Annotated in this window: 17 protein-coding genes; 7 read left to right on the plus strand and 10 right to left on the minus strand. The window is 64.8% G+C overall.

The window, feature by feature from the left end:
- Positions 1–20: 20 nt before the first annotated feature.
- The 3 genes from INQ42_RS03585 to hslO form a co-directional block, all read right to left on the minus strand.
- The gene (locus tag INQ42_RS03585; RefSeq protein WP_194035177.1) at positions 21–2,894 is read right to left on the minus strand and encodes a TonB-dependent receptor domain-containing protein; all 2,874 of its coding nucleotides are present in this window, start codon (positions 2,892–2,894) and stop codon (positions 21–23) included.
- A 415-nt stretch (positions 2,895–3,309) separates the two neighbouring features.
- Positions 3,310–4,161, minus strand: coding sequence for an XOO1806 family protein (locus INQ42_RS03590; RefSeq protein WP_194035178.1), 852 nt, complete (start codon positions 4,159–4,161; stop codon positions 3,310–3,312).
- A 104-nt stretch (positions 4,162–4,265) separates the two neighbouring features.
- A complete protein-coding gene (hslO, locus tag INQ42_RS03595) occupies positions 4,266–5,228 on the minus strand; it encodes an Hsp33 family molecular chaperone HslO (RefSeq protein WP_194035179.1) in 963 nt (320 codons plus the stop codon).
- 74 nt (positions 5,229–5,302) lie between these two features.
- On the opposite strand from hslO, the gene mtgA reads away from it, so the two are divergent.
- The 3 genes from mtgA (at position 5,303) to INQ42_RS03610 (ending at position 7,565) form a co-directional block, all read left to right on the plus strand.
- Positions 5,303–6,061 (plus strand): monofunctional biosynthetic peptidoglycan transglycosylase, encoded by a 759-nt coding sequence (mtgA, locus tag INQ42_RS03600; RefSeq protein WP_194035180.1) that lies wholly within the window; start codon positions 5,303–5,305, stop codon positions 6,059–6,061.
- A gap of 72 nt (positions 6,062–6,133) precedes the next feature.
- Positions 6,134–7,177 carry a glycosyltransferase family 2 protein gene (locus INQ42_RS03605; protein WP_194035731.1) on the plus strand — a complete coding sequence of 348 codons (1,044 nt, stop codon included), beginning with the start codon at positions 6,134–6,136 and terminating at the stop codon, positions 7,175–7,177.
- On the plus strand, positions 7,137–7,565 hold the full coding sequence (locus INQ42_RS03610; protein ID WP_194035181.1) for a CBS domain-containing protein: 429 nt from the start codon (positions 7,137–7,139) through the stop codon (positions 7,563–7,565). Before INQ42_RS03605 ends, INQ42_RS03610 begins: the two co-directional genes overlap by 41 nt.
- Positions 7,566–7,595: 30 nt before the next feature.
- Here INQ42_RS03610 and INQ42_RS03615 read toward each other — a convergent pair whose 3' ends face one another.
- The 3 genes from INQ42_RS03615 to htpG all read right to left on the minus strand — a co-directional run bounded on the left by INQ42_RS03615 (position 7,596) and on the right by htpG (position 13,416).
- The gene (locus INQ42_RS03615; RefSeq protein WP_194035182.1) at positions 7,596–9,599 is read right to left on the minus strand and encodes an AsmA family protein; all 2,004 of its coding nucleotides are present in this window, start codon (positions 9,597–9,599) and stop codon (positions 7,596–7,598) included.
- Between the two features lie 120 nt (positions 9,600–9,719).
- Positions 9,720–11,345 (minus strand): peptide chain release factor 3, encoded by a 1,626-nt coding sequence (locus tag INQ42_RS03620; RefSeq protein WP_194035183.1) that lies wholly within the window; start codon positions 11,343–11,345, stop codon positions 9,720–9,722.
- Positions 11,346–11,505: 160 nt separating this feature from the next.
- Positions 11,506–13,416 (minus strand): molecular chaperone HtpG, encoded by a 1,911-nt coding sequence (gene htpG / locus INQ42_RS03625; protein WP_194035184.1) that lies wholly within the window; start codon positions 13,414–13,416, stop codon positions 11,506–11,508.
- Between the two features lie 193 nt (positions 13,417–13,609).
- Here htpG and INQ42_RS03630 point away from each other — a divergent pair, with 193 nt between their 5' ends.
- A complete protein-coding gene (locus tag INQ42_RS03630) occupies positions 13,610–14,668 on the plus strand; it encodes an Lnb N-terminal periplasmic domain-containing protein (RefSeq protein WP_194035185.1) in 1,059 nt (352 codons plus the stop codon).
- Positions 14,665–16,644, plus strand: a complete 1,980-nt coding sequence (locus INQ42_RS03635) for an esterase/lipase family protein (protein ID WP_194035186.1) — start codon at positions 14,665–14,667, stop codon at positions 16,642–16,644. Before INQ42_RS03630 ends, INQ42_RS03635 begins: the two co-directional genes overlap by 4 nt.
- A gap of 60 nt (positions 16,645–16,704) precedes the next feature.
- On the opposite strand, the gene upp is transcribed toward INQ42_RS03635, so the two are convergent.
- From upp to INQ42_RS13080, 3 genes are all read right to left on the minus strand, one after another.
- Positions 16,705–17,340: a uracil phosphoribosyltransferase gene (gene upp, locus INQ42_RS03640; protein ID WP_194035187.1), complete on the minus strand. Its 636-nt coding sequence runs from the start codon at positions 17,338–17,340 to the stop codon at positions 16,705–16,707.
- Between the two features lie 147 nt (positions 17,341–17,487).
- Positions 17,488–17,661, minus strand: a complete 174-nt coding sequence (locus INQ42_RS03645) for a DUF1328 domain-containing protein (protein WP_043957803.1) — start codon at positions 17,659–17,661, stop codon at positions 17,488–17,490.
- Positions 17,658–18,029, minus strand: coding sequence for a GIY-YIG nuclease family protein (locus INQ42_RS13080; RefSeq protein WP_194035188.1), 372 nt, complete (start codon positions 18,027–18,029; stop codon positions 17,658–17,660). The genes INQ42_RS03645 and INQ42_RS13080 overlap by 4 nt, the downstream gene beginning before the upstream one ends.
- Before the next feature lie 108 nt (positions 18,030–18,137).
- Here INQ42_RS13080 and INQ42_RS03655 point away from each other — a divergent pair, with 108 nt between their 5' ends.
- Together INQ42_RS03655 and INQ42_RS03660 are read left to right on the plus strand one after the other, a co-directional pair.
- Positions 18,138–19,220 carry a COG3904 family protein gene (locus tag INQ42_RS03655; RefSeq protein WP_194035189.1) on the plus strand — a complete coding sequence of 361 codons (1,083 nt, stop codon included), beginning with the start codon at positions 18,138–18,140 and terminating at the stop codon, positions 19,218–19,220.
- A gap of 117 nt (positions 19,221–19,337) precedes the next feature.
- Entirely contained in the window at positions 19,338–20,021 is a 684-nt protein-coding gene (locus INQ42_RS03660; protein WP_194035190.1) for a BON domain-containing protein, read from the plus strand.
- Here INQ42_RS03660 and INQ42_RS03665 read toward each other — a convergent pair.
- Positions 20,018–20,248, minus strand: coding sequence for an RNA-binding S4 domain-containing protein (locus INQ42_RS03665; RefSeq protein ID WP_194035191.1), 231 nt, complete (start codon positions 20,246–20,248; stop codon positions 20,018–20,020). The genes INQ42_RS03660 and INQ42_RS03665 overlap by 4 nt on opposite strands.
- Between the last annotated feature and the right edge of the window lie 72 nt (positions 20,249–20,320).

The raw sequence follows: 20,320 nt of genomic DNA on the forward strand, positions 1-20,320 counted from the left end.
ACCAATGACCGATGTTTTGATCAGAAGCGCTGTACGTACTCCATGTAGAGGTACTGGGAGTCCGGGATGTCGTACTGCGGATCGAACGAATTGGCGAACGCCTGGAACGTCGTCGGCGCACGCTTCTTGAACACGTTGTTCACGCCCAGTTTGACGGTGCCGTCCCACGGCAGCTCGTAGCGCGCCTGCACATCGTGGTAGGTGGTTGCACCCAGCTTGTTGCGCGCCGCCAATCCATCGGCATCACGACGGGTATCGTCCGAGCAGAGACCGTCGCCCGGGAACGGGCAGTCCTCGACCAGGCTGGAGTAATAGCGGCTGATCCAGGTAACACCCAGATTGCCGTTGGTCCAATCCAGGGTCGCGTTGCCGCGCAGACGCCACTGGGGGTCGCGGTCAAAGTAACGACCGACCGCGCTTTCCACTTCCGAGTCCGAAGTGAACTGCGACTCCCACTGCGACATATACGACGCGCTCAATCCAGCGGTGAATCGTCCGTAAGCCGTTTCCGCCATACGGTAGTGCAGGTCCAGATCGTAGCCTTCTGCGTTGATCACGCTGAGGTTCTGCGGTCCCAACAACATGTAGTCGATCTGGAAATCGTTGGGACGGCGCGAGAACAGTGCGCAATACGCCTGGTCGCCCTGGGCGTAGCACTGGTCCAGGATGTAGGAAACCGACGGTGTGGCGAGGGCGTCCTTGATCTCGACACTCCACCAGTCCAGTTTGACCTCCAGGCCTTCCGCGTAGGACGGGCTGTAGACCAGGCCCAGGGTCTTCGAGGTGGACGTCTCCGGGCCGGCGTTGGGATTGCCGCCAAACGAGAACGGGAAGATCGTCTGACCGAAGTAGGCGTCCCCCGAGTTGGTCCGCTGGATGAAGTTCGCAGGCACCCCGTCCGCAAGGCAGTTGGCGGCAATGGTTGCGGTCCGGCCGCCGTAATCCGCCGAGCAGATGTCACCAAAGCTTTCATAGCTGTCCGCAAGTCCACGGAACAGGGTCTGGATGGGCGGTGCGCGGAAGCCCTCGGCCCAGCTTCCACGGACCAGGAGGTCGGCAAACGGTTTCCACTTGAAGCCGAACTTGCTGTTGGTCGTGTCACCGAAGTTGCTGTAGTCCGAGTAGCGCGAGGCCAGGCTGATTTCCAGCAGCTGTGCGCCAGGAACGTCGGCAAGGACCGGGATCAGGATTTCGCCGAAGATCTCGTTCAGATCGTAGGAACCGGCGGTAGCCTTGCGGCCGTTGCCCGAGGTGTAGCCGGCGGCAACGAAAGCGTCCGGGCGGTCAAAGCCGCTTTCCTTGCGCGACTCGATGCCGAGGGCGAAGCCCATCATCCCGGCGGGCAGTTCGAAGATATCGCCGGCGAGGTTTGCGGTGAAGCTCTCGCTGCGGTTCTGGAACGTGTCCTGCGCTGTGAACAGGATGTAGTCGAGCATCTCCTGGGTCACACCACCCGCTGGCGACAGCGGGTTGAACGGAACGCAGTCTCCGATCACGTTGCCCGGCGTTCCGCACTTGACTACGCCATCGCTGTCGAGGAACGACGGGCCGACGCCAGCGCGGACGTTGAGCATGTTGGCATCGCCGATCTGCGTGTCGTTCTGGTCAGACTTGTTGTACGCGTAGCCGATATCCCAGTTGAAGTATCGATCGGCAAAATTGAAGTTGCCTTCGAATCCGGCGTACGCGTGGAACGTCTTCACGTTCTGCTGGTAGACGCGAGCCTGCTCGGTAAGCCGGTGACTCCAGTTGACCTCGCGCCCATCCCCACCGTAGAGGGGATTATAGGGGTTGAAGTAGCTGTCGCCGCTCATGCCGGCATCGTTGCCGAACACTTCATCGCCGCCGTTGAGCGGGTAACCGGCGAGTTGCTGCTCCGAGCGCCGCTCGTTGTACAGCGCATCGCCGCGGAACGCGATCCTGTCGGTGAGATCGTAACGCCCCTTCAGGTACATCGCCGTACGGGTCTGCGGCGTAAGGAGGTAGTTGTCCTTGGCGTAGTTGTACGCGTACGCGCGGCTCCACGGAACGGTCTGGTCGATCCCGTAGCGCTGCTGGCCGTTGGGTCCGATGCCAACGGCATTGGGGGGGATGATGCTGAAGGTGCCGTCATAATCACCGGTGGGACCGGCGTTCCAGATTTTGCCGTTGGACGAGTAACCGCTGAACATCGCCGAACCCAGACCGAAGACCGGGACGGCGGATTGTTCACGATCACCGGCCATTACGGCGCCTTCTTCGACGCGCGACAGGCTCATAACGATGTTGCCGCGCTCGCCGTTCGCGCCCAAGGTTGCTTCGATGGTCTTGCGGTCACCGTCGCCCTGGCTGTATTGGCCAATGTGGGTGCGGAATTCGGCGCCTTCGAAGTTGTCGCGGGTGATGATGTTGATAACGCCTGCAATGGCGTCGGAACCGTAAACCGAGGATGCGCCGTCTTTGAGTACTTCGATGCGCTCGACCACGGCGGACGGAATGGTGTTCAGATCAACGGTTCCGTCCAGCCCTGAAACCCACCGACGACCGTCGACCAGCACCAGGGTGCGCTGAGCGCCCAGGTTGCGCAGCGAAATGGTGGAAGAACCGTCACCGCCGTTGTTGAAGGTACGGTTGATCGATGGGCCTGCCGCGGAGATGCGGTTGAGCACTTCGGCCACAGACGTGACGCCCTGCTTCTCGATCGCTGCACGGTCGAGGACCAGCACGGGCTGGGAAGTTTCGGCGTCAACGGAACGGATGCGCGAGCCGGTGACTTCAATTCGATCAAGGGTGGTGGGGCTGGTGTCGGGGGGCGCGTCCTGTGCGAAAGCGGCGCCAGTAGCGGCCAGCGTCGTAGCACCTGCCACGAGCGCCAACGTGATTGCGTCGCGGAGTTGGGTGGTCTTGTAGGTCATGTGTGCCTCTCTCTCCAAGTGGGTCTTGGTAGCTGCCAAGGTCCCCGACCGAAAGCGCCAAGTGAACGGGCTCGTTCGGCAAGGTGAGTCGATCCTATAGTGGAATTGGAAAGAATTAAAGTCTTGTTAAGAAATCTACTGGCCTTTCCCGGAGTTTTGTGGGCAAGAATCGCGGTCGACATCCCAACGCAGAGGCGCGACGACATCCTCGACGCCCGAATCGGCACGCGCCATGCGGTGCGGGCGCGGCGTCAAAGCGACGCCCACGGACGAGTCCGCCGGGACGAGAGCGCGTCGTCAGCGAGACGGTTAAAAATGCTCGGGTAAGTAGCGGTTGCGGCCGGTTGAACAACGACGACCCGCGCTATCAGGCGAAGTTCGCGTCAGACCGGCTGATCGGCCTGCAGATTGCGCCTTAGAGGTCTTGCTCGTAGCGGACGTAGGGTACGGTGCCCTCGTCGGCGTCCGCGTTTGCCGCGAACGGATTGCTGCCACGGGTGATCTTCTCGGCGCCGACCGTCAGGCTGCCACTCCATGGGGTGCGCCAGGTCAGACCGATTCCGAGCCCTTCCCATCCGCCGGGCTGCGTGGGTGTATCCACGACGCGGCCTATGATGTTCGCGTCGAAGTCGCCGTACCCCGCACCGACGGTGAGGGTGCGGCTGCTCCAGCGGTCGGCGAGTGCTGCCGGGGCATCTCCGGCCGGAATCAGGCGTGCCCGCGCCCAGGTGCCACCAATGGACACGGTGGCTTCGCTGCCGATGTTCTGCTTGCCGTACACGGTCAGCGTGTTCTGGTTGACCTGGCTGCTGGGATTGCCGGGCGTCAGCCAGGCGGGCAGGGTGTCGCGGCTTTTGCCTACCGATACGCCGAAGCGCGTAGAGCGGTTGCCGATGCTGGTGCCGGCCGTCAGGCGTTCGTGGCGCTCATCGTCCATCGCGGCCAGCAGGCAGTGATTGGCGAGATTGCCTATTGTGCCGGCCAGGCCGCTGCTGCGGTCGCAGACCAGCCCGAGGGTGTTGCCACTCTCGAGTCCGAATGCGGCGTCCAGGGTTGTACTGCCAACACGCCAGCGCGCACCCGTGGAAGATGTTCCGGTTGGCTCCAGCAAAAGCAGGGCTTCCAGCTTGCCGCTGGTGTTGTTCCAGACCGGCAGGACGGTGGTGTCAGCGCGTTTGGCCTTCTTCGGCGACTGCGCATGCGCGCCCGCCGCCACGCCGAAGGCGAGGAGCAGGGTCAGCGACAGTTGGAAGAGGCGGCTATTCATGACACAGATTCGACCTGGCTGGGCAGGCTGAGTTCCCCCGTACTGGATCATCGATACTACGGTGTTTATGTTTCTTTAACAATCAAGATGGCGTGAAATCGTGGTCATTGCAACCGGTCCGGCGGAGCGACCTGCTGGGCATGGATATCGAGCAGATCCTGAATCCGGTCCCGGGTGAACCGGTAGTCCGCACCACAGAACTCACAACGTATCTGCGCCTCCCCATCATCCGCAGCCGCCATTGCCTCATCGCTCCCCAGCGATACCAGCATCGACTCTACCCGTTCAACCGAGCAGGAGCACGCGAACGACAAGGGCCGGTCGCCCATCATCTGGACACCATCCTCGTGGAACAGCCGGTTCAACAGTTCTTCGACCGGCACTCCCAGCAGTTCGTTACGGCCCAGCGTGTCAAAAAGGGCACCGGCACGGGTCCAGCCGTCCTGGTCACCTTCATCACCCGGGAGCTTCTGCAGCATCAGTCCGGCCACACGCTCGTCGTTGCCGGCCAGCAGCAGGCGCGTCGGCAGTTGTTCTGACTGGCGGAAGTACCCTTCGAACGCATCGCCCAAAGAGTCGGCATCCAGCGCCACCATGCCCTGGTAACGGACGGGATCGCGCCCGCCCACAGAGGGGTTCTCGATCGTGATCGCCAGGACGGCGTCCTCGCCAAGATCACGCAGGTTGCCGGTGATGCCGCTGGCGTCGGGCGAATCGCCGCCCTCGTGTTCTGGATCCAGCCGGACGATGCCGCGCAGGGTTCCCGCCGATGTGCACTCCACGAACAAGGTCCGCAGCAGGCCGCTGCTGCGCAGTTGGACCGACAGCCGGCCGTCGATCTTGATGTGACCGGTGAACAACGCGGCAGCGGCGGTCGCTTCACCCAGCAATTCGACGGCGCCCGGTGCGTGTGCGGCGACATCAGCCATCAGCTTGCGGATGTGCTGCCATGTCTCCTGCAGGTCCACATGCACGCCTCGCACCCCGGCGCGGTCGATCATGAAACGGGTAAGCCGGTCGCTGGCTGCGCCGGGCGTCAGATTTGGGGTATCGGTTGCTTGGGACATGGAATGCTCGCGTGACCGGGCACGTGGTCGATAATGCCGGCTAATTCGGGTTGACCATTCAAGGTGGGGGCGTGATGAGCAAGGCGCAAGACGGGGAACAGCCGAACGCCGGGCACCAATCTGAATCCCGGCCACGCAAGCGCCGGTGGTTGCGATGGGTGCTCGGGCTGCCCCTGCTCCTGCTGCTCGTCAGCGTGGTCCAGGTGGGTGCACTGCGGTTTGTGGATCCACCGACCAGCGCTTTCATGCTGGCGCGGCAGATCTCGGCGTGGACCCACGGAGAGGGAGACTTCCGCCTGTACTACGCGTGGCGAGACCGTGGCCACATATCCTCCAACCTACCGCTGGCGGTGATTGCCTCCGAGGATCAGCGCTTCGCCGACCACCACGGGTTTGATCTGGAAGCGATCCGCAAGGCGCGCGAGATCCACGAGGACGGCGGTCGTTTGCGCGGTGCAAGTACGATCAGCCAGCAAACGGCTAAGAACCTGTTCCTTTGGAGCGGGCGCAGCTGGGTCCGCAAGGGCCTGGAAGCCTGGTACACGGCGCTGGTCGAGCTGATGTGGCCGAAGGCGCGGATCATCGAGGTGTATGTGAACGTCGCCGAGTTCGGCGATGGCGTCTACGGTGCGCAGGCTGCGGCACAGAAATATTTCGGCAAGGACGCAGGCCAGCTGTCGGCGGCCGAGGCCGCGCGCCTGGCCGCGGTGTTGCCGAGCCCGAAGCGCTACAGCGCCGACCGGCCCGGTCCGTATGTCCAGCGCCGGACGCTACAGATCCAGCGGCAAATGCGGCAGATCGGCGGCCAGTCCTACCTCGATCAGTTCGAGTGAGGCACTCGCCGGATGCAGGGACGATGGGCGCAGTTGCCCATTGAGCATCCGGCGGTCGGCTACCATGCCGCGATGACCGCCCCTGCCAGTCCTGACAAGCACCTGACCCTTGTGGTGGCCGCCTTCAACGAGACGGACAGTCTGCCGTTGCTGCAACCCCGCCTGACCGGTGCGCTGGATGGCGTGCTTCACGACCACGGCATCAGCGGCGGGATCCTCTACGTCGACGATGGCAGCAGCGACGGGACATGGGCGGTGATGCAGGCGCTGGCGGCACTTGATGGCCGCGTCTCCCTGCTGCGCCTGTCGCGCAACTTCGGCAAGGAGTTGGCGCTGACCGCAGGCCTGGACCGCGTGGTCCGTGGTGCGGCCCTGATCCTTGACGCCGACGGCCAGGATCCGCCGGAGCTGGCGTCACAGTTCGTCGCGCTTTGGCTGGAGGGCTACGACGACGTCCACGGCACCCGCCTGGCGCGCGAGGGCGAGGGCTGGTTGAAGCGTGCCACGGCCCACGCCTTCTACCGGGTGATGGGGCGACTGTCCAAGACGCCTGTCCCAGCAGACACCGGCGACTTCCGGCTGCTGTCACCGCGCGCGCTGCACGCATTGGGACAGATGCGCGAACGCCACCGCTTCATGAAAGGCCTGTTCGGCTGGGTGGGCTTCAACCGCATCGCGCTGCCCTATCACCGTGGCCCGCGCGCCGCCGGCGAGACCAAGTTCAATTTCTGGCGTTTGTGGAACCTTGCGCTGGAAGGCATCACCAGTTTTTCGACGGCGCCCCTGCGGCTGGCGACCTACCTGGGTCTGGCGACCGCTTTGCTGGCCTTCGGCTACGGCTCCTGGGTGATCGGGAAGGCACTGCTGTGGGGCGACGCGGTGCAGGGCTGGCCGACCATGATGGCGGTAATCCTGTTCCTGGGCGGCGTGCAACTGATCGCCCTGGGACTGATCGGGGAATACCTCGGACGTCTGTACGAGGAGTCCAAGCAGCGCCCGCTCTACCTCGTGGATGCCTGGCAGCCGGCGGCGGGGGTATGCTCGGATCAGGCACCCGATATGGAAGGAGAGCGCCATGCGCAACGTAAGGCATCTGCTGGAAGCCAAATCCCCTGAGGTCTATGCGATCGCCCCGGACGCGCCGATGATCGATGCGATCCGGTTGATGGCGGAGAAGCGTGTGGGAGCGCTGCTGGTTCTCGACAACGGGCGGCTGGCCGGGATCATCTCGGAGCGTGACTACGCCCGCAAGATCATCCTGCAGGGCCGCTCTTCCAAGACCACGGCGGTCTCCGAGGTGATGACCACCGACATGCACACCGTCGGTCTGGAAGACACCGCCGAGCACTGCATGGCGCTGGTGACCGACCAGCGCATCCGCCACCTGCCGGTGATGGCCGACGGCAAGGTGATGGGGGTGGTGTCCATTGGCGACCTGGTGAAGGCGGTGATCGAGGACCAGCAGCAGGAACTGGTGCAGATGCAGCGCTACATCGAAAGCTGAGCCGCAGCGGCCGCGTCCACGCGGCTGCGCTCACTTCGCGTACTGGCCGCCGCAACCCGCGTCTTCACCCGGCCCAAGCTCCAGGGTGGCCAACAGGGCGGCAGGCGGCGCGATGCTCCCAAGCGCCAGTGCGATGGCCCCGCGCAGTCCCACGCGCTTGAGGTCCGGTCTGATGCCCGGATGCTTGAAGCTGCCGTCCACCAGCAGCGGCGCGCGGAAGGCGAGGATGCTGCGGTCCTTGGGACGCGGGCGGATAATCAAGTCCAGCTGTTCGTTCTTCAGATCTATGGTGCCTTCCCCCAGGAGCATGGTGTCGGTGGTGTCGAAGGCGAACGCGCCGGCGGTCATGGTGCCATCGGCCACCTTGAACTCACCGAAGGCGCAGCGGATCGGAATCAGTCGATCACCGGTCAGCTTGAACTTGATGATCTCGGCGATGTCGATGCCGGCCATTTCCATGAGCATGTTGCTGATCTTGCCGCTGCCCATGCCGATCTCGACCTGACCGTCGCTGCTGCCCAGCATCGCGGCGATCGAGTTGCCATGGCCGGTGAGGTCGACATGGCCGGAGATCTTGCCAATGGCGTTCTGCAGCGACTCCACCTTGGGCAGCATCCGGGACAGGTCCAGCCCGCGCACCTGCACTTTTGCGTGGGTGCGGATATCGGATTCGCGTGCGTCCATCCGCACCGTGGACTGGATCTTGCCGCCCGCGACGCCGAAGTCGAGCGGGTCAAGCACCAGAAGACCCGCATTCAGGGACAAACGGGTGTTCATGTTGTCCAGTGGCAGCGAAGGGGCATTGATACGATCGGCCTTGAGGCTGACGTCGGCGTCCATCGCACGCATCTTTTCCAGTCTGTAGGGCGTGTCGGGCAGCACGCGCTGGCGGGCTTTCATCTCCGCGGCTTTCGCTGTCAGCTCAGGGTTGCTGGTTTCTCCGGGACCGGTTTGCGGCGCGCCGCCGACCAACCCGGCCAGGTCGTCGAAGTCCAGTCGTTTGGAATGCAGGTCCGCCTTTAGCAGGGGGCGATCACCACCCGTGGTGAATGCCGCGCTGCCGGCAAGGTCGCTGTCACCTACGGTCCCGCTGAACTTGTCGTAGTGCCAGGTGGTGCTGGATCCGTTGATGTCGCGGGTGAGGCGGCCCTCCAGGGTGTAGGGCGGGGTCGGCGGCAAGGCGACTCCGATCAGCGGATAGAGGTCGTCCAGATTCTTGCCTGACAGGTTGAGCTGGAGATCGAAATCGCGCATGCGAAGCGGGTCGAGGAGTGTGCCGCGTGCGTGCGCCTTGGTCGCGCCCGCCTGGGCGCGCGCGTCGATCTGGTAGGGCGAATCGACATCGCGCAGTTCCACGGGCGACTCAGCCGTGCCTTCCACCGTGAATTCGTTGCCCCGCCACTGGCCGCCGCCCTTCACCTGGATGGGTGGTGCGTTGCCGGCTTCCTTGGCCGCGGCGCTGGTCACGCCCACCTTGATGTCGGTCTTGTCCGCTTCGTCGAGGAACACCAGCTCGCCACGGGAAATCCATACCCGCCGAAACTCGAGATTGCTGTCGCCGCCGCCGCTGTTGCGCAGCTGCCAGTTGCCGCCGCCTTCCGGGTTGGCTTCTAGCGAGACGTGCGGTTGCGCCAGGCGCAGGTGGGGTATGCGCACCTTGCCGCGCAGGAGGCGCAGCACGTCGATCGACAGCTCCAGCTGCTCGGCGCTGGCCATCTCGGGATTGCGCGCCCACTTGGCGTTGGCGAAGTGCACGTCATTGGCGCGGATTGTCGGCGTCCAGCCCAGGTCGACGTCGAGATCGCCCTTGATCCTGAACTCGCGTCCGGTGCGGTTTTCCACCTGGCGCTCGACCGGCGCCTTGAACCAGTTCCAGTCCCACAGCGCGACCAGCACGATCAGGCCAAGCACGACCACCGCGAGCGCCGTCCACCACGGGTGGCGTCGGGGTTGCTGCCACCATTCGGTCGAGCCCGCCGCGCCTCGCGGGGCTGGTTCGGAATCGGGTGGGGTGGCAGGCGGCGACTCGGGCATGGGGGAGATCGGATAGCGTGGAATGGCCCAACCATCCGCACTCCACGGTAAAACGCCGGTGAAATGGCGCCGCCAGGGTTCAGGCCCCGATCCGCGGTCGGGACCCGAGCGCCGATGCGATCAGGTGTGGGCCTGCTCGCGGGTGGCCAGGAACTCGACGTCCGGTGCGCGCTCCTGAGCGAGCTGCAGGTTGACCCGCGTGGGCGCCAGATAGACCAGCTGGTCGGCGGCGTCGAGCGCCAGGTGGCTGGCGTTCTTGTCGCGGAACTCCTCCAGCTTGCGTTCGCTCGCGCAGCGGATCCAGCGCGTGGTGGAGATGCTGACCGGCTCGAAAATCGCATCCACCCCGTACTCGGCCTTCAGCCGGTAGGCGACGACCTCGAACTGCAGCACGCCGACCGCGCCCAGGATCAGGTCGTTGCTCATCAGCGGGCGGAAGAACTGGGTCGCGCCTTCCTCGCTGAGCTGGGCCAGCCCCTTCTGCAGCTGCTTGAGCTTGAGTGGATCACGCAGGCGGGCGCGCCGGAACAGCTCGGGAGCGAAGTTGGGGATGCCGGTGAAGGTGATCGATTCGCCTTCGCTGAAGCTGTCGCCGATCGACACCGTGCCGTGGTTGTGGATGCCCAGCACGTCGCCCGAATAGGCGGTCTCGGCGATTTCGCGGTCGCTGGCCATGAAGGTCAACGCATTGGCCAGCTTGAGCTCCTTGCCGGTGCGCACGTGGAAGGCCTTCATGCCGGCGGTGAACTTGCCCGAACACACGCGCATGAACGCCACCCGGTCGCGGTGTTGCGGGTCCATGTTGGCCTGGATCTTGAACACGAACCCGGTGAGCTTCTCCTCGGTCGGATCGACATCGCGGGTCGTGGTTTCCCGGGGCTGCGGCGCGGGCGCGTTGTTGACGAAGAAGTCCAGCAACAACTGCACGCCAAAGTTGTTGACCGCCGAGCCGAAGAACACCGGTGTCTGTTCGCCGGACAGGTACTTCTCGATGTCGAACGGATGGCTGGCGCCCTGGACCAGCTCCAGCTCGTCGCGCAGTTCGGCCAGCACGGCGGCGCCGATGCGCTGCTCGAACGCGGGATCATCGATCGATTTGAAGATCGTCGAATCCTGGCGGGTGAAATTACGCCCCGGCTCGTACAGGTGCACCTCGCCGGTCAGCAGGTGGACGACGCCCTTCAGGCGCTTGCCCATGCCGATCGGCCACGTCACCGGCGCGCACTGGATGTCGAGCACGCTCTCGACCTCATCGAGCAGCTCGATGGGCTCCTTGCCCTCACGGTCGAGCTTGTTGATGAAGGTCATGATCGGCGTGTTGCGCAGCCGGCAGACCTCCATCAGCTTGATCGTGCGCTCCTCCACGCCCTTCGCGACGTCGATCACCATCAGCGCGGAGTCCACGGCGGTCAGCACGCGGTAGGTGTCCTCGCCGAAGTCCGCGTGGCCCGGGGTGTCGAGCAAATTGACGATGCGCCCGTCGTAGGGGAACTGCATCACCGAGCTGGTCACCGAGATGCCGCGCTCCTGCTCCAGCTTCATCCAGTCCGAGGTGGCGTGGCGGGCGGCCTTGCGGCCTTTCACCGACCCGGCCATCTGGATCGCACCGCCAAACAGCAACAGCTTTTCGGTCAGCGTGGTCTTGCCGGCGTCGGGGTGCGAGATGATCGCGAACGTGCGGCGGCGCAGCGCCTGCTTGGAGACGTCGGATTTGCTGGAGACGTCGGATCTGGATGCGTCGGACATGGGCTTGGCGCGCACGGGCGCGCGGACAGAGCGGAAAGCCGCCAATTATAGGTCACGCGGCCGCGCCACCAGCGGGCACGTAGTCATCGGGCACAAACAAGCGCCCCGCAAAGGCGGGGCGCTCGGGGTGTTGCAGTCGGTCGACGATAAGCGGACGTCCTCAGGCCCCCGTCAGCACCCGGTTCATTCGCTGCACGAACGCGGCCGGATCGGGCAACGGCGCGCCAGCGGAAATCTCGGCCTGCTCCAGGATCAGGGTCGCCAGATCGGCGGCCTTGGCATCGTCGGTTTCCGCCTCGACGCGCTTCAGCAACGCGTGCTCCGGGTTGATCTCCAGGGTCGGTTTGCTCTCCGGCATTTGCTGGCCGGCCTCGCGCAACATGCGGGCGAAGTGCGGGGCCATGTCGAAATCGGCCAGCGCCAGGCAGGACGGCGAGTCGGTCAGTCGCGCCGACACGCGGACATCGCTGACCCGGTCACCGAGCAGGGTCTTCAGTCGGGCGACCAGCGGTTCAGCTGACCTGGCCGCCTCTTCCTGTTTGGCCTTGTCCGCCTCGTCCAGCGGCAGCTCGCCCTTGGCGACGTTCTGCAGCTTCTTGCCGTCGTACTCGGTCAGCGAGCCGAGCATCCACTCGTCGATGCGGTCGGACATCAGCAGCACCTCGATGTCCTTGGCCTTGAACGCTTCCAGTTGCGGGCTGCCGAACGCGGCGGCGTGGCTTTCCGCAGTGATGTACCAGATCGTGTCCTGGCCGGTCGCCATGCGGCCGATGTAATCGTCCAGCGACACCACCTGCTTGCCGGCCTCGCCCTTGGTGGACGCGAAACGCAGCAACTTGGCGATCCGCTCGCGGTTGGCGTGGTCCTCGCCGATGCCCTCCTTGAGGGTGTTGCCGAACGCCTTGTAAAACGTGGCGAACTTCTCCGGCTCATCGCGGGCGAGCGTCTCGATCAGGTCCAGCACGCGCTTCACGCAGGCCGACTTGATCCGGTCCAGCTGGCGGTTCTGCTGCAGCAGCTCGCGGCTGACGTTCAGCGGCAGGTCGTCGGCGTCGATCACGCCGCGCACGAAGCGCAGGTAGTTGGGCAGCAGCTCCTCGGCGGCGTCCATGACGAACACACGCTTGATGTACAGCTTCAGGCCCTTGCGCTCGTCGCGGCCGCCCATCATCAGGTCGAACGGCGGCTGCGAGGGCAGGTAGAGCAGGGTGGTGAAGCTCTGGCTGCCCTCCACCCGGTTGTGCGTCCAGGCCAGCGCATCGTTGAAGTCGTGGCCGAGCGACTTGTAGAAGCTCTGGTAGTCCTCGTCGCTGATCTCGCTGCGGGGCTTGGTCCACAGGGCAGAGGCGGCGTTGATGGTTTCCCACTCCGGCCCGGCGCTGTCGTCCTTCTTCGGATCTTCTGCGTCGTCGTCACCGGTGTCATCGGCAGGCTTCTGCATCCGGATCGGGAAGGCGACGTGGTCCGAATAGCGGCTGATCAGCGAGCGCAGCTTCCAGTCGGCAAGGAATTCATCCTCATCGGCCTTCAGGTGCAGCGTCACGGTGGTGCCGCGCTCGGGCAGCTCAACGGTGTCCAGGGTGTACTCGCCCTTGCCGTCGCTTTCCCACTTCACGCCCTCGCTGGCCGGCGCGTCGGCGCGGCGGCTGAGGACGGTCACCTTGTCGGCGACCACGTAGGCGGAATAGAAACCCACGCCGAACTGGCCGATCAGGCGCGCATCGGCTTTCTGCTCGTTGCCCATGGCCTCCAGGAACCGGCGCGTGCCGGAGCTGGCGATGGTGCCGATGTTGGCGACCACCTCGTCGCGGCTCATGCCGATGCCGTTGTCGGCGATGGTGATGGTGCGCGCGTCCTTGTCCCAAGTGATGTCGATGTGCAGGTCGCCCTCGCCGGCATTCAGCGCGGGGTTGGCGATCGCCTCGAAGCGCAACTTGTCGCAGGCGTCGGAAGCGTTGGAGATCAGCTCGCGCAGGAAGATCTCCTTGTGCGAGTAGAGCGAGTGCGTCACCAGGTGCAGGACCTGGGCGACCTCGGCTTCGAATTTGCGGGTTTCTGTCGTAGTGCTCATGCGTGGCTGTCCCTTGGCGCAAAACGGTTGACTGCCCTTCAGCTGGGGCGGCGCATGCACTAAATCAAGCCCTCGGGCTGGTTTCCGCGCGTGCGCGCAGCCGTGCGTGCACCGACGTGACAGGGGATGGCGCCGATTGGGCCAGTGCGTATCGTATCCACCATCGAGCCCATCGCGGTCATCGGAGCACACCATGACGCTCTCCGCCGGTCCGTCCCATTCGCGTCGCTGGCGGATAGCAGTCTGTCTGCTGTTGATCGCCGCGACAGCGTGGGGAGCTCTTGCGCTGTGGTATCCGTTGCATCTTGGTCCGGCGGTACGCGGCGTGCTGGTTGCCGGCTGGGTCGCGCTCGGCTTGGCCACACTTTCCGTAGTGTCTCGTCCAGACACGTGGGGTTCCCGCGCCGCCCGAATGTTGCTGGCCCTCTTCGCCGCCGGTTTCGCCCTGGTACTCGGAAGCTGGCTCTCGCTGACTCCGCAACACGATCGTGAGTGGGCGGATGACGTATCCCGTTTGCTGGCGTCGGAGGTGGCGGGAGACCGGGTAACCCTGTACAACGTGCGCAACTTCGACTGGCGCACCCCGACGGACTACACACCGCGCTGGGAAACGCGTGAGTACGACCTTGCGAAGCTCGTGTCGGCCGACCTGGTGATGTCCTACTGGATGGGACCGGCGATCGCGCACACATTGGTGTCCTTCGGCTTCGAGGATGACAGCCGGGTGGTGTTCTCGCTGGAGATCCGCAAGGAGCGCGACGAGTCGTTCTCGGCGCTGGGCGGGTTGTTCCGCAAGTTCGAGCAGGTGATCGTGGCGGCCGACGAGCGCGATATCGTGCGTGTTCGCAGCAATGTCCGCCGCGAGGACGTCTATCTGTACCGGCTTGATATCCCGCCGGCGCAGTTGCGGCAGGTGTTTCGCGGCTACCTGCAACAGGCGGCTGCATTGCAGCACAGGCCGGCGTTCTACAACACGATGACCAGCAACTGCACCACGATCCTGTTCGTTCTCGCCCGGCAGATCGCTCCGGGCTTGCCGCTGGACTACCGCTTGCTGCTGTCGGGCTATTTCGCCCGTTACGCCTATGACCAGCACGCACTGGTCCCAGGCCAGACCATGCAGGCGTTAAGGATGCGCGGACGCATCACCGAACGCGCTCGCGCCGCTGACGACGCCGTCGACTTCTCAGTCCGGATCCGTGAGGGCATACCGGGAATACGAAGAACAGGCGAAATGGAGCGCACCCGATGAGAATTTCGACTGAACCCGGTTGGAAGGGCACCCTGGCACGGGTGATTTTCGCCTCCGCGCTGCTGCTGTCCATCGCCGGGTGCGCGATGGTCAAGGTCACCTCCCTTGGACCGCGCGACTACATCGCCATGAAGCGCGGCGACGTCCTCAGTTCCGGCAAGCTGGGCGATGTCAGCAAGGAGACCCTGCGGGTGGCAGGCATCGAGCCGGATGAATGCGCCAGGGATGTGCCGGAGTGCACGCAACGCCTCGAGCAGCTAAAGGGCCTGGAGGATGAGCGCCGAATCTCGGCGCTGGCGGAGATCTGGACGCAGCGCGCGATCGGGCTCACCCCCAAGAATCCGCAGGCCATTGACGAAGCCGCGTTGGCTGCGTGGCTGGAGGCGGCGCGCAACGCCTATGCCTATCTGTTCTTTACCGAGCGCAGCCCGGATGAGAGGGTGTTTGAGGACCGCCAGACGCAGGTCCGCGATTACTACAACTACGCCGTGCAGCAGATCGTCACCCAGCTTTTTGCGCGCTGGAAGGCGGATGCCGGGGTCACATTCGGACCGCAGGTGGCCGCGACGGTGGGCGAGTGGCGGATTGAAATGGACGACGAAGGTTTGCGGCTACCGGGCCATACCACCCAGGTGGAAGCCATGGTGCCGGCGTCCACGTTGCGGTTTGCCGGCCTTCGCAGCACCTATCGGCGTGACGGCTTCGGCGCCGAGATGGTCGCCCAGGTGCCGGCGCAGGTGTTGGGTGAGGTGGTCGCGCCGGCGGCCGCATCCGCTGGATCGTACGGCAGGCAGACGTCCGGAGGCGTGCCCGTGACGCCGGGATTCAGCGAAATGCCGTTCGCACCGGTGTCGGTACTGGTGCGCTTTGAGGGCGGCAACCTTGCACAGGTTTTGCACACGCGCAACGCCGTGGTCGAGCCGCACGATCCCTTCCGGGTGACCGGGATCGACATCGGTGGCCAGCCAATCCCGCTGGCAGCCAACTTCACGGCTGGATACGGGCTTTGGCTGGCGCGCTCGGGTTTCGCCGAGCAGGCGCTGCGATCGATGCTGGGGCGGGAGCGCGGCATTGATCGGCCGCACCTGTACCTGATGCAGCCCTACGATCCGCAGCGTCGGATCGTGCTGATGCTGCACGGGCTGGGCAGCAGCCCGGAGGCGTGGGTCAACGTCGCCAACGAGCTGACCGGGGACCGGCAGCTGCGGCAGCGGTACCAGATCTGGCAGGTGTATTACCCGACCAACATGCCGATTGCGTGGAACCAGGCGCAGATCCGCAATCTGATCACGGACACGCTCGCCCAATTCGATCCGGCCGGGGATGCACCCGCCTCGCAGCACATGGTGCTGATCGGACACAGCATGGGCGGCGTGATTGCCCGCCTGTTGGTGTCCGCCAGCGGCGACCACCTGACCGATACCTTGCTGGACGAGCGTCGACTCAAGGGTGAACACGGCGCGCGCCTGCGCCAACGTTTGCAGGCGATGCTGCATTTTCAGCCGCTGCCCAATGTCGACCGGGCGATCTTCATTGCCGCCCCGCATCGGGGGACCCCGGTGGCCAGTGGCCGAGTGGGACGTCTGATCGGCCGACTGGTCCGCTTGCCGGTTACGTTGCTGGAGCAGTTTGGCGAGGCGCTACAGGATCTGGCGGAAGGCCAGGGCGAAGATGCAAGCGTCGCCCGGAGCATTCCCAACAGCATCGACAACCTGCGCGATAGCGATCCATTCGTCCGCGCGGCCGCGGATCTGCCGATCTCACCACGGGTCCGCTACCACACCATCGTCGGGCAGGACGACATGAGCCTGCACCTGGTCGAATCCAGCGACGGCGTGGTGCCCTACCGTAGCGCCCATCTGCAGGGCGCGCAGTCGGAGAAAGTGGTCCACTCGGGGCACAGCGTGCAGGAGACGCCGCAGGCGATCCTGGAGATCCGCCGCATTCTCCACGAGGAGGCCCTCCAGAATCACTGACTTGGTTGGCGTCGACGTTGGCAACGGCAGCGCCCAGGGCGCGCCCATCGACAGTGCCGCTCAGTCCGCGCAGGTGCCGAAGATCTTGTCGCCTGCATCCCCCAGCCCGGGCAGGATGTAGCCGCGCTCGTTGAGACGCTCGTCGATGGACGCGGTGTAGATCTCCAGGTCCGGGTGCGCCGCTTCGGCAGCCCGCAGTCCCTCCGGCGCCGCGACCAGGAACAGTCCCTTGATGCGGGTCGCCCCGGCGGCCTTGAGCATGTCCACCGTCGCGATCAGGGTGCCGCCGGTGGCCAGCATCGGATCAAGGATCAACGCGGTGCGGTCGTGCATGTTGCCGACCAGCTTCTCGTAGTAGGCCACGGCGCCCAGCGTCTCTTCGTTGCGCGCCATGCCGACCACGCTGACCTTGGCGGCCGGGATCAGTTCCAGCACGCCCGGCAGCATGCCGATGCCGGCTCGCAGGATCGGCACCAGGGTGATCTTGCGGCCCTTGATCCGCCGCACGGTAAGCGACGTTCCGGCCCAGCCTTCGATCTCGACCGCCTCGGTTTCCAGGTCCGCCGTGGCCTCGTAGGTCAACAGGGTTGCAACCTCCGAGGACAGTTCGCGGAAGGACTTGGTGCTGTTGTCGGCGCGGCGCATCAGCCCGAGCTTGTGCTGCACCAAGGGGTGGCGGACTTCGACAATCTTCATGTGCGGACCAGTGGCGGGAGTGTTGCAAGTGTGGCCCAAACGACTTCGCCGGATCCACGCGGTTTTGCGCGCAAAAAAACACCCGGGTCCGGCCCGGGTGTCTCGTGGTTCCTCAAGCGGGCGGGTCGGGCCGCGCCTGGCAGTGCGTTATCTGACCTTTTTGTAGACGGTCATGCCGAGCAGGAACAACACAACAGCAATCACGATCGCGGCGATGAACAGGAACTTGGCAATGCCCATCGCTGCGCCGGCCATGCCGCCGAAGCCGAGCACGCCTGCAATCAGGCCGATAACGGCAAATATGATGGCCCACTTGATCATTGGTTGGTCTCCTCGTCGTCGAGCGATTCCGGTGATCCGACCGTCATGGCCGATACCGCCGCTCCCGAAACCAACGCTACCGATGCGGATGTGCGATGCAGGTGAACAGCGGAGCACCCACTCGGCCACGTCTTGCACAGTGCGCGCTTTGCTGCCGGCGGCAATCGTTTGATCGCACACTCCGTGCGGCTGGCGCTGCTGCGGTCAGGGCAGGCAAAATGTCCGAGCAGCCGCAGGGGCGGGTTCGATCGCGTGTAGCGCGCGCCTTTTCCCGCTGCGTGCTGTGCAAAGCGACGCTGGACGTCGGTGGTAATACCGGTGTAAACGCTGCCGTTGCGGCACTCCAGCAGATAGACAAACCAGGCCATGGCCGCAGTGTAGCGGCGGTGACAGCAGAACGAATGTTCATGCGCGGTTGAGCCGTTCGCCCTCAAGCGGCCCTAGACTGATTGCTCATATCCGCTGTGGTCCCACACATGCCTTCGCACTGGCGCATTCCCGCCGTCTTCCTTGCGCTGATGCTCTCCGCCTGCAGTCCGCAGCAGGGCGGCGAGAAGACCAGCGGCGAGGTGATCCAGACCCAGGGAGAGTCGCGTGGCGGGGCCGTATCGGACGCCGAGGTGGTGGCAAACGATCCCTATGTCACTGTCACGACCGACCGCTCAAGCATCGACTGGCAGCCCATGGCGCTGGAAGCCGGGCAGGCGTGGATCAGTTGCGATCACGACTACGTCAATGGCGAGGGCGTGCCGCTGGCGTCGCCGGGTTACACCGAGATCCGCGCGGCACTGGAGCCTTGTGGCGCTGGCGGGCTGATGCGCCTGCGCTACGAGGGCAAGATATCGGCCGAGTTCACCGCCCTGATCGAGCGTACGGTGGAGGTCGCCGACACGCTGGGCATCCACAAACGGATCCTCGACATCGACTCCACCGGGGGCCAGATCGAGGAGGCGATCCGTTCCGGCGACATGATCGGCGCGTCGCGGTGGACCATCTGGGTACGCGAGGATGCGGTCTGCCACAGCTCCTGCGTGCTGGTCCTGGCCGCCGGCGACATGCGCATGATCGCCGGCAAGGTTGGCATCCACCGGATGATCCGGATCAGCTCCAAGGCTACCTCACGCGCGGAGCTGCAGGAAGAACTGCAGGCCGTCCACGCCGATGTCCGCGAGTACCTGCAGCGCAACGGTGTGGCGTTCGCGATCGCCGACCTGATGATGACCGTACCCAACCGCAGCCTGCGCCTGCTCACCGCACAGGAGATGGATCTCTACGGTCTGGACGGGCGTAATGCGGCCGAAGACGATCTGCAGCGCATCGAACTGACCCGTCGCTGCGGGGCGGACTTCGTCCAGCGCAAGGACGCCTTCTTCCGCGCGTTTGACCGCGAGTGTCAGGCGCCGTCGGAGGATGTGGGCAGCATGGGTGACTGCGGTCTGCAGTTGCGCAAACGCTTCGGTTTCCCCGATGCACAATGCCCTTTGCAGAGCCCGTTGTCGGAGTTCGACTCTGCGGTAAATGTCTCCATGCGCAACCGCAGCGACACGTCGACCGGCTGAACAACAAACGGCGGCGGATCGCGTCCCTCTCACGGTTTGCCCACGCCTCCTTAATGCCAACCCGCGCACTCTGATCGGCACACGCGCCGCCGGCGCCGGTGAAAAAGGAGGTCTGTCGTGACAGGCAAGAACGTCGGAGATGATCTTAAATCCATGGCCCAGGACGTGGCGGATCTGGGTGCGGGGTACATGCGCATCGGCCGCCGCTGGCTGGAAATGCAGAGGAACCAGGTGGTTGAGGCCTACGACGACATGGGCGAGCGCGAAGGGTCGCCCGCGTCGGATGAATCCCGCGCTCGTCGCGGTGGCCGTGGGCCCCACGGGCGACGCGGTCGTTGGCAGGGCAGGGCAGGAGCTGGACCGGACAGCTATCTGGACGACACCCAGGGCCCGGGCTACGCCGAGCCGGGCAGGACCCAGCCGCCCTTCGGCGGTACGGCCGCCGGCGATGATTCCGACTTCCTGCCGCCGGGGAATCAGACCTATGGGCGCTCGAGTTACCGCGGCGTTGGCCCGAAAAACTACACGCGCTCAGATCAGCGCATCACCGAGGATCTATGTGAGAGCCTCACCCGCTGCAGGCATGTTGATCCCAGCGACGTATCGGTCAATGTCTCCGGTGGGGTTGTCACCCTGACGGGCACCGTTCGCGAGCGCTGGATGAAGCACCGGATCGAGGACCTGGCGGCGGCATGCGATGGCGTGCGCAGCGTCGAGAACAAAATCCAGGTGCCCTCGGCGGAACGCGCTTCGGAGGGTGTCTCCGCGGGTGATACCACGCTGCCCGATACGGACCTCTAGATCGCGGGAGCTAGCACGAGGACCTCGACCCCTTCCAGGGTGACCACCTGGCCGGGTCGAATTTTGCAGGTCTTGCGAAGTTCGACCTTTCCGTCGACAGCCACCGCGCCGCTGGCCACGATCTGCTTGCCAATGCCGCCGCTGTCGCAAAGGCCGACCAGCTTCAACAGCTGGTTCAGTTCCACATACTCGTGACCGTCATCGAGTGCGAATTCCAGTGATTCCATCGGGGCGGTCGCTGCGGAAGGGTGGGTCAGGGTCGCAGCGGCTTGAACAGTACGCAAGCCGGGATGAACCGT

It is taken from the genome of Lysobacter avium, assembly GCF_015209745.1.
GTDB classification, from domain to species: Bacteria; Pseudomonadota; Gammaproteobacteria; order Xanthomonadales; family Xanthomonadaceae; genus Novilysobacter; species Novilysobacter avium.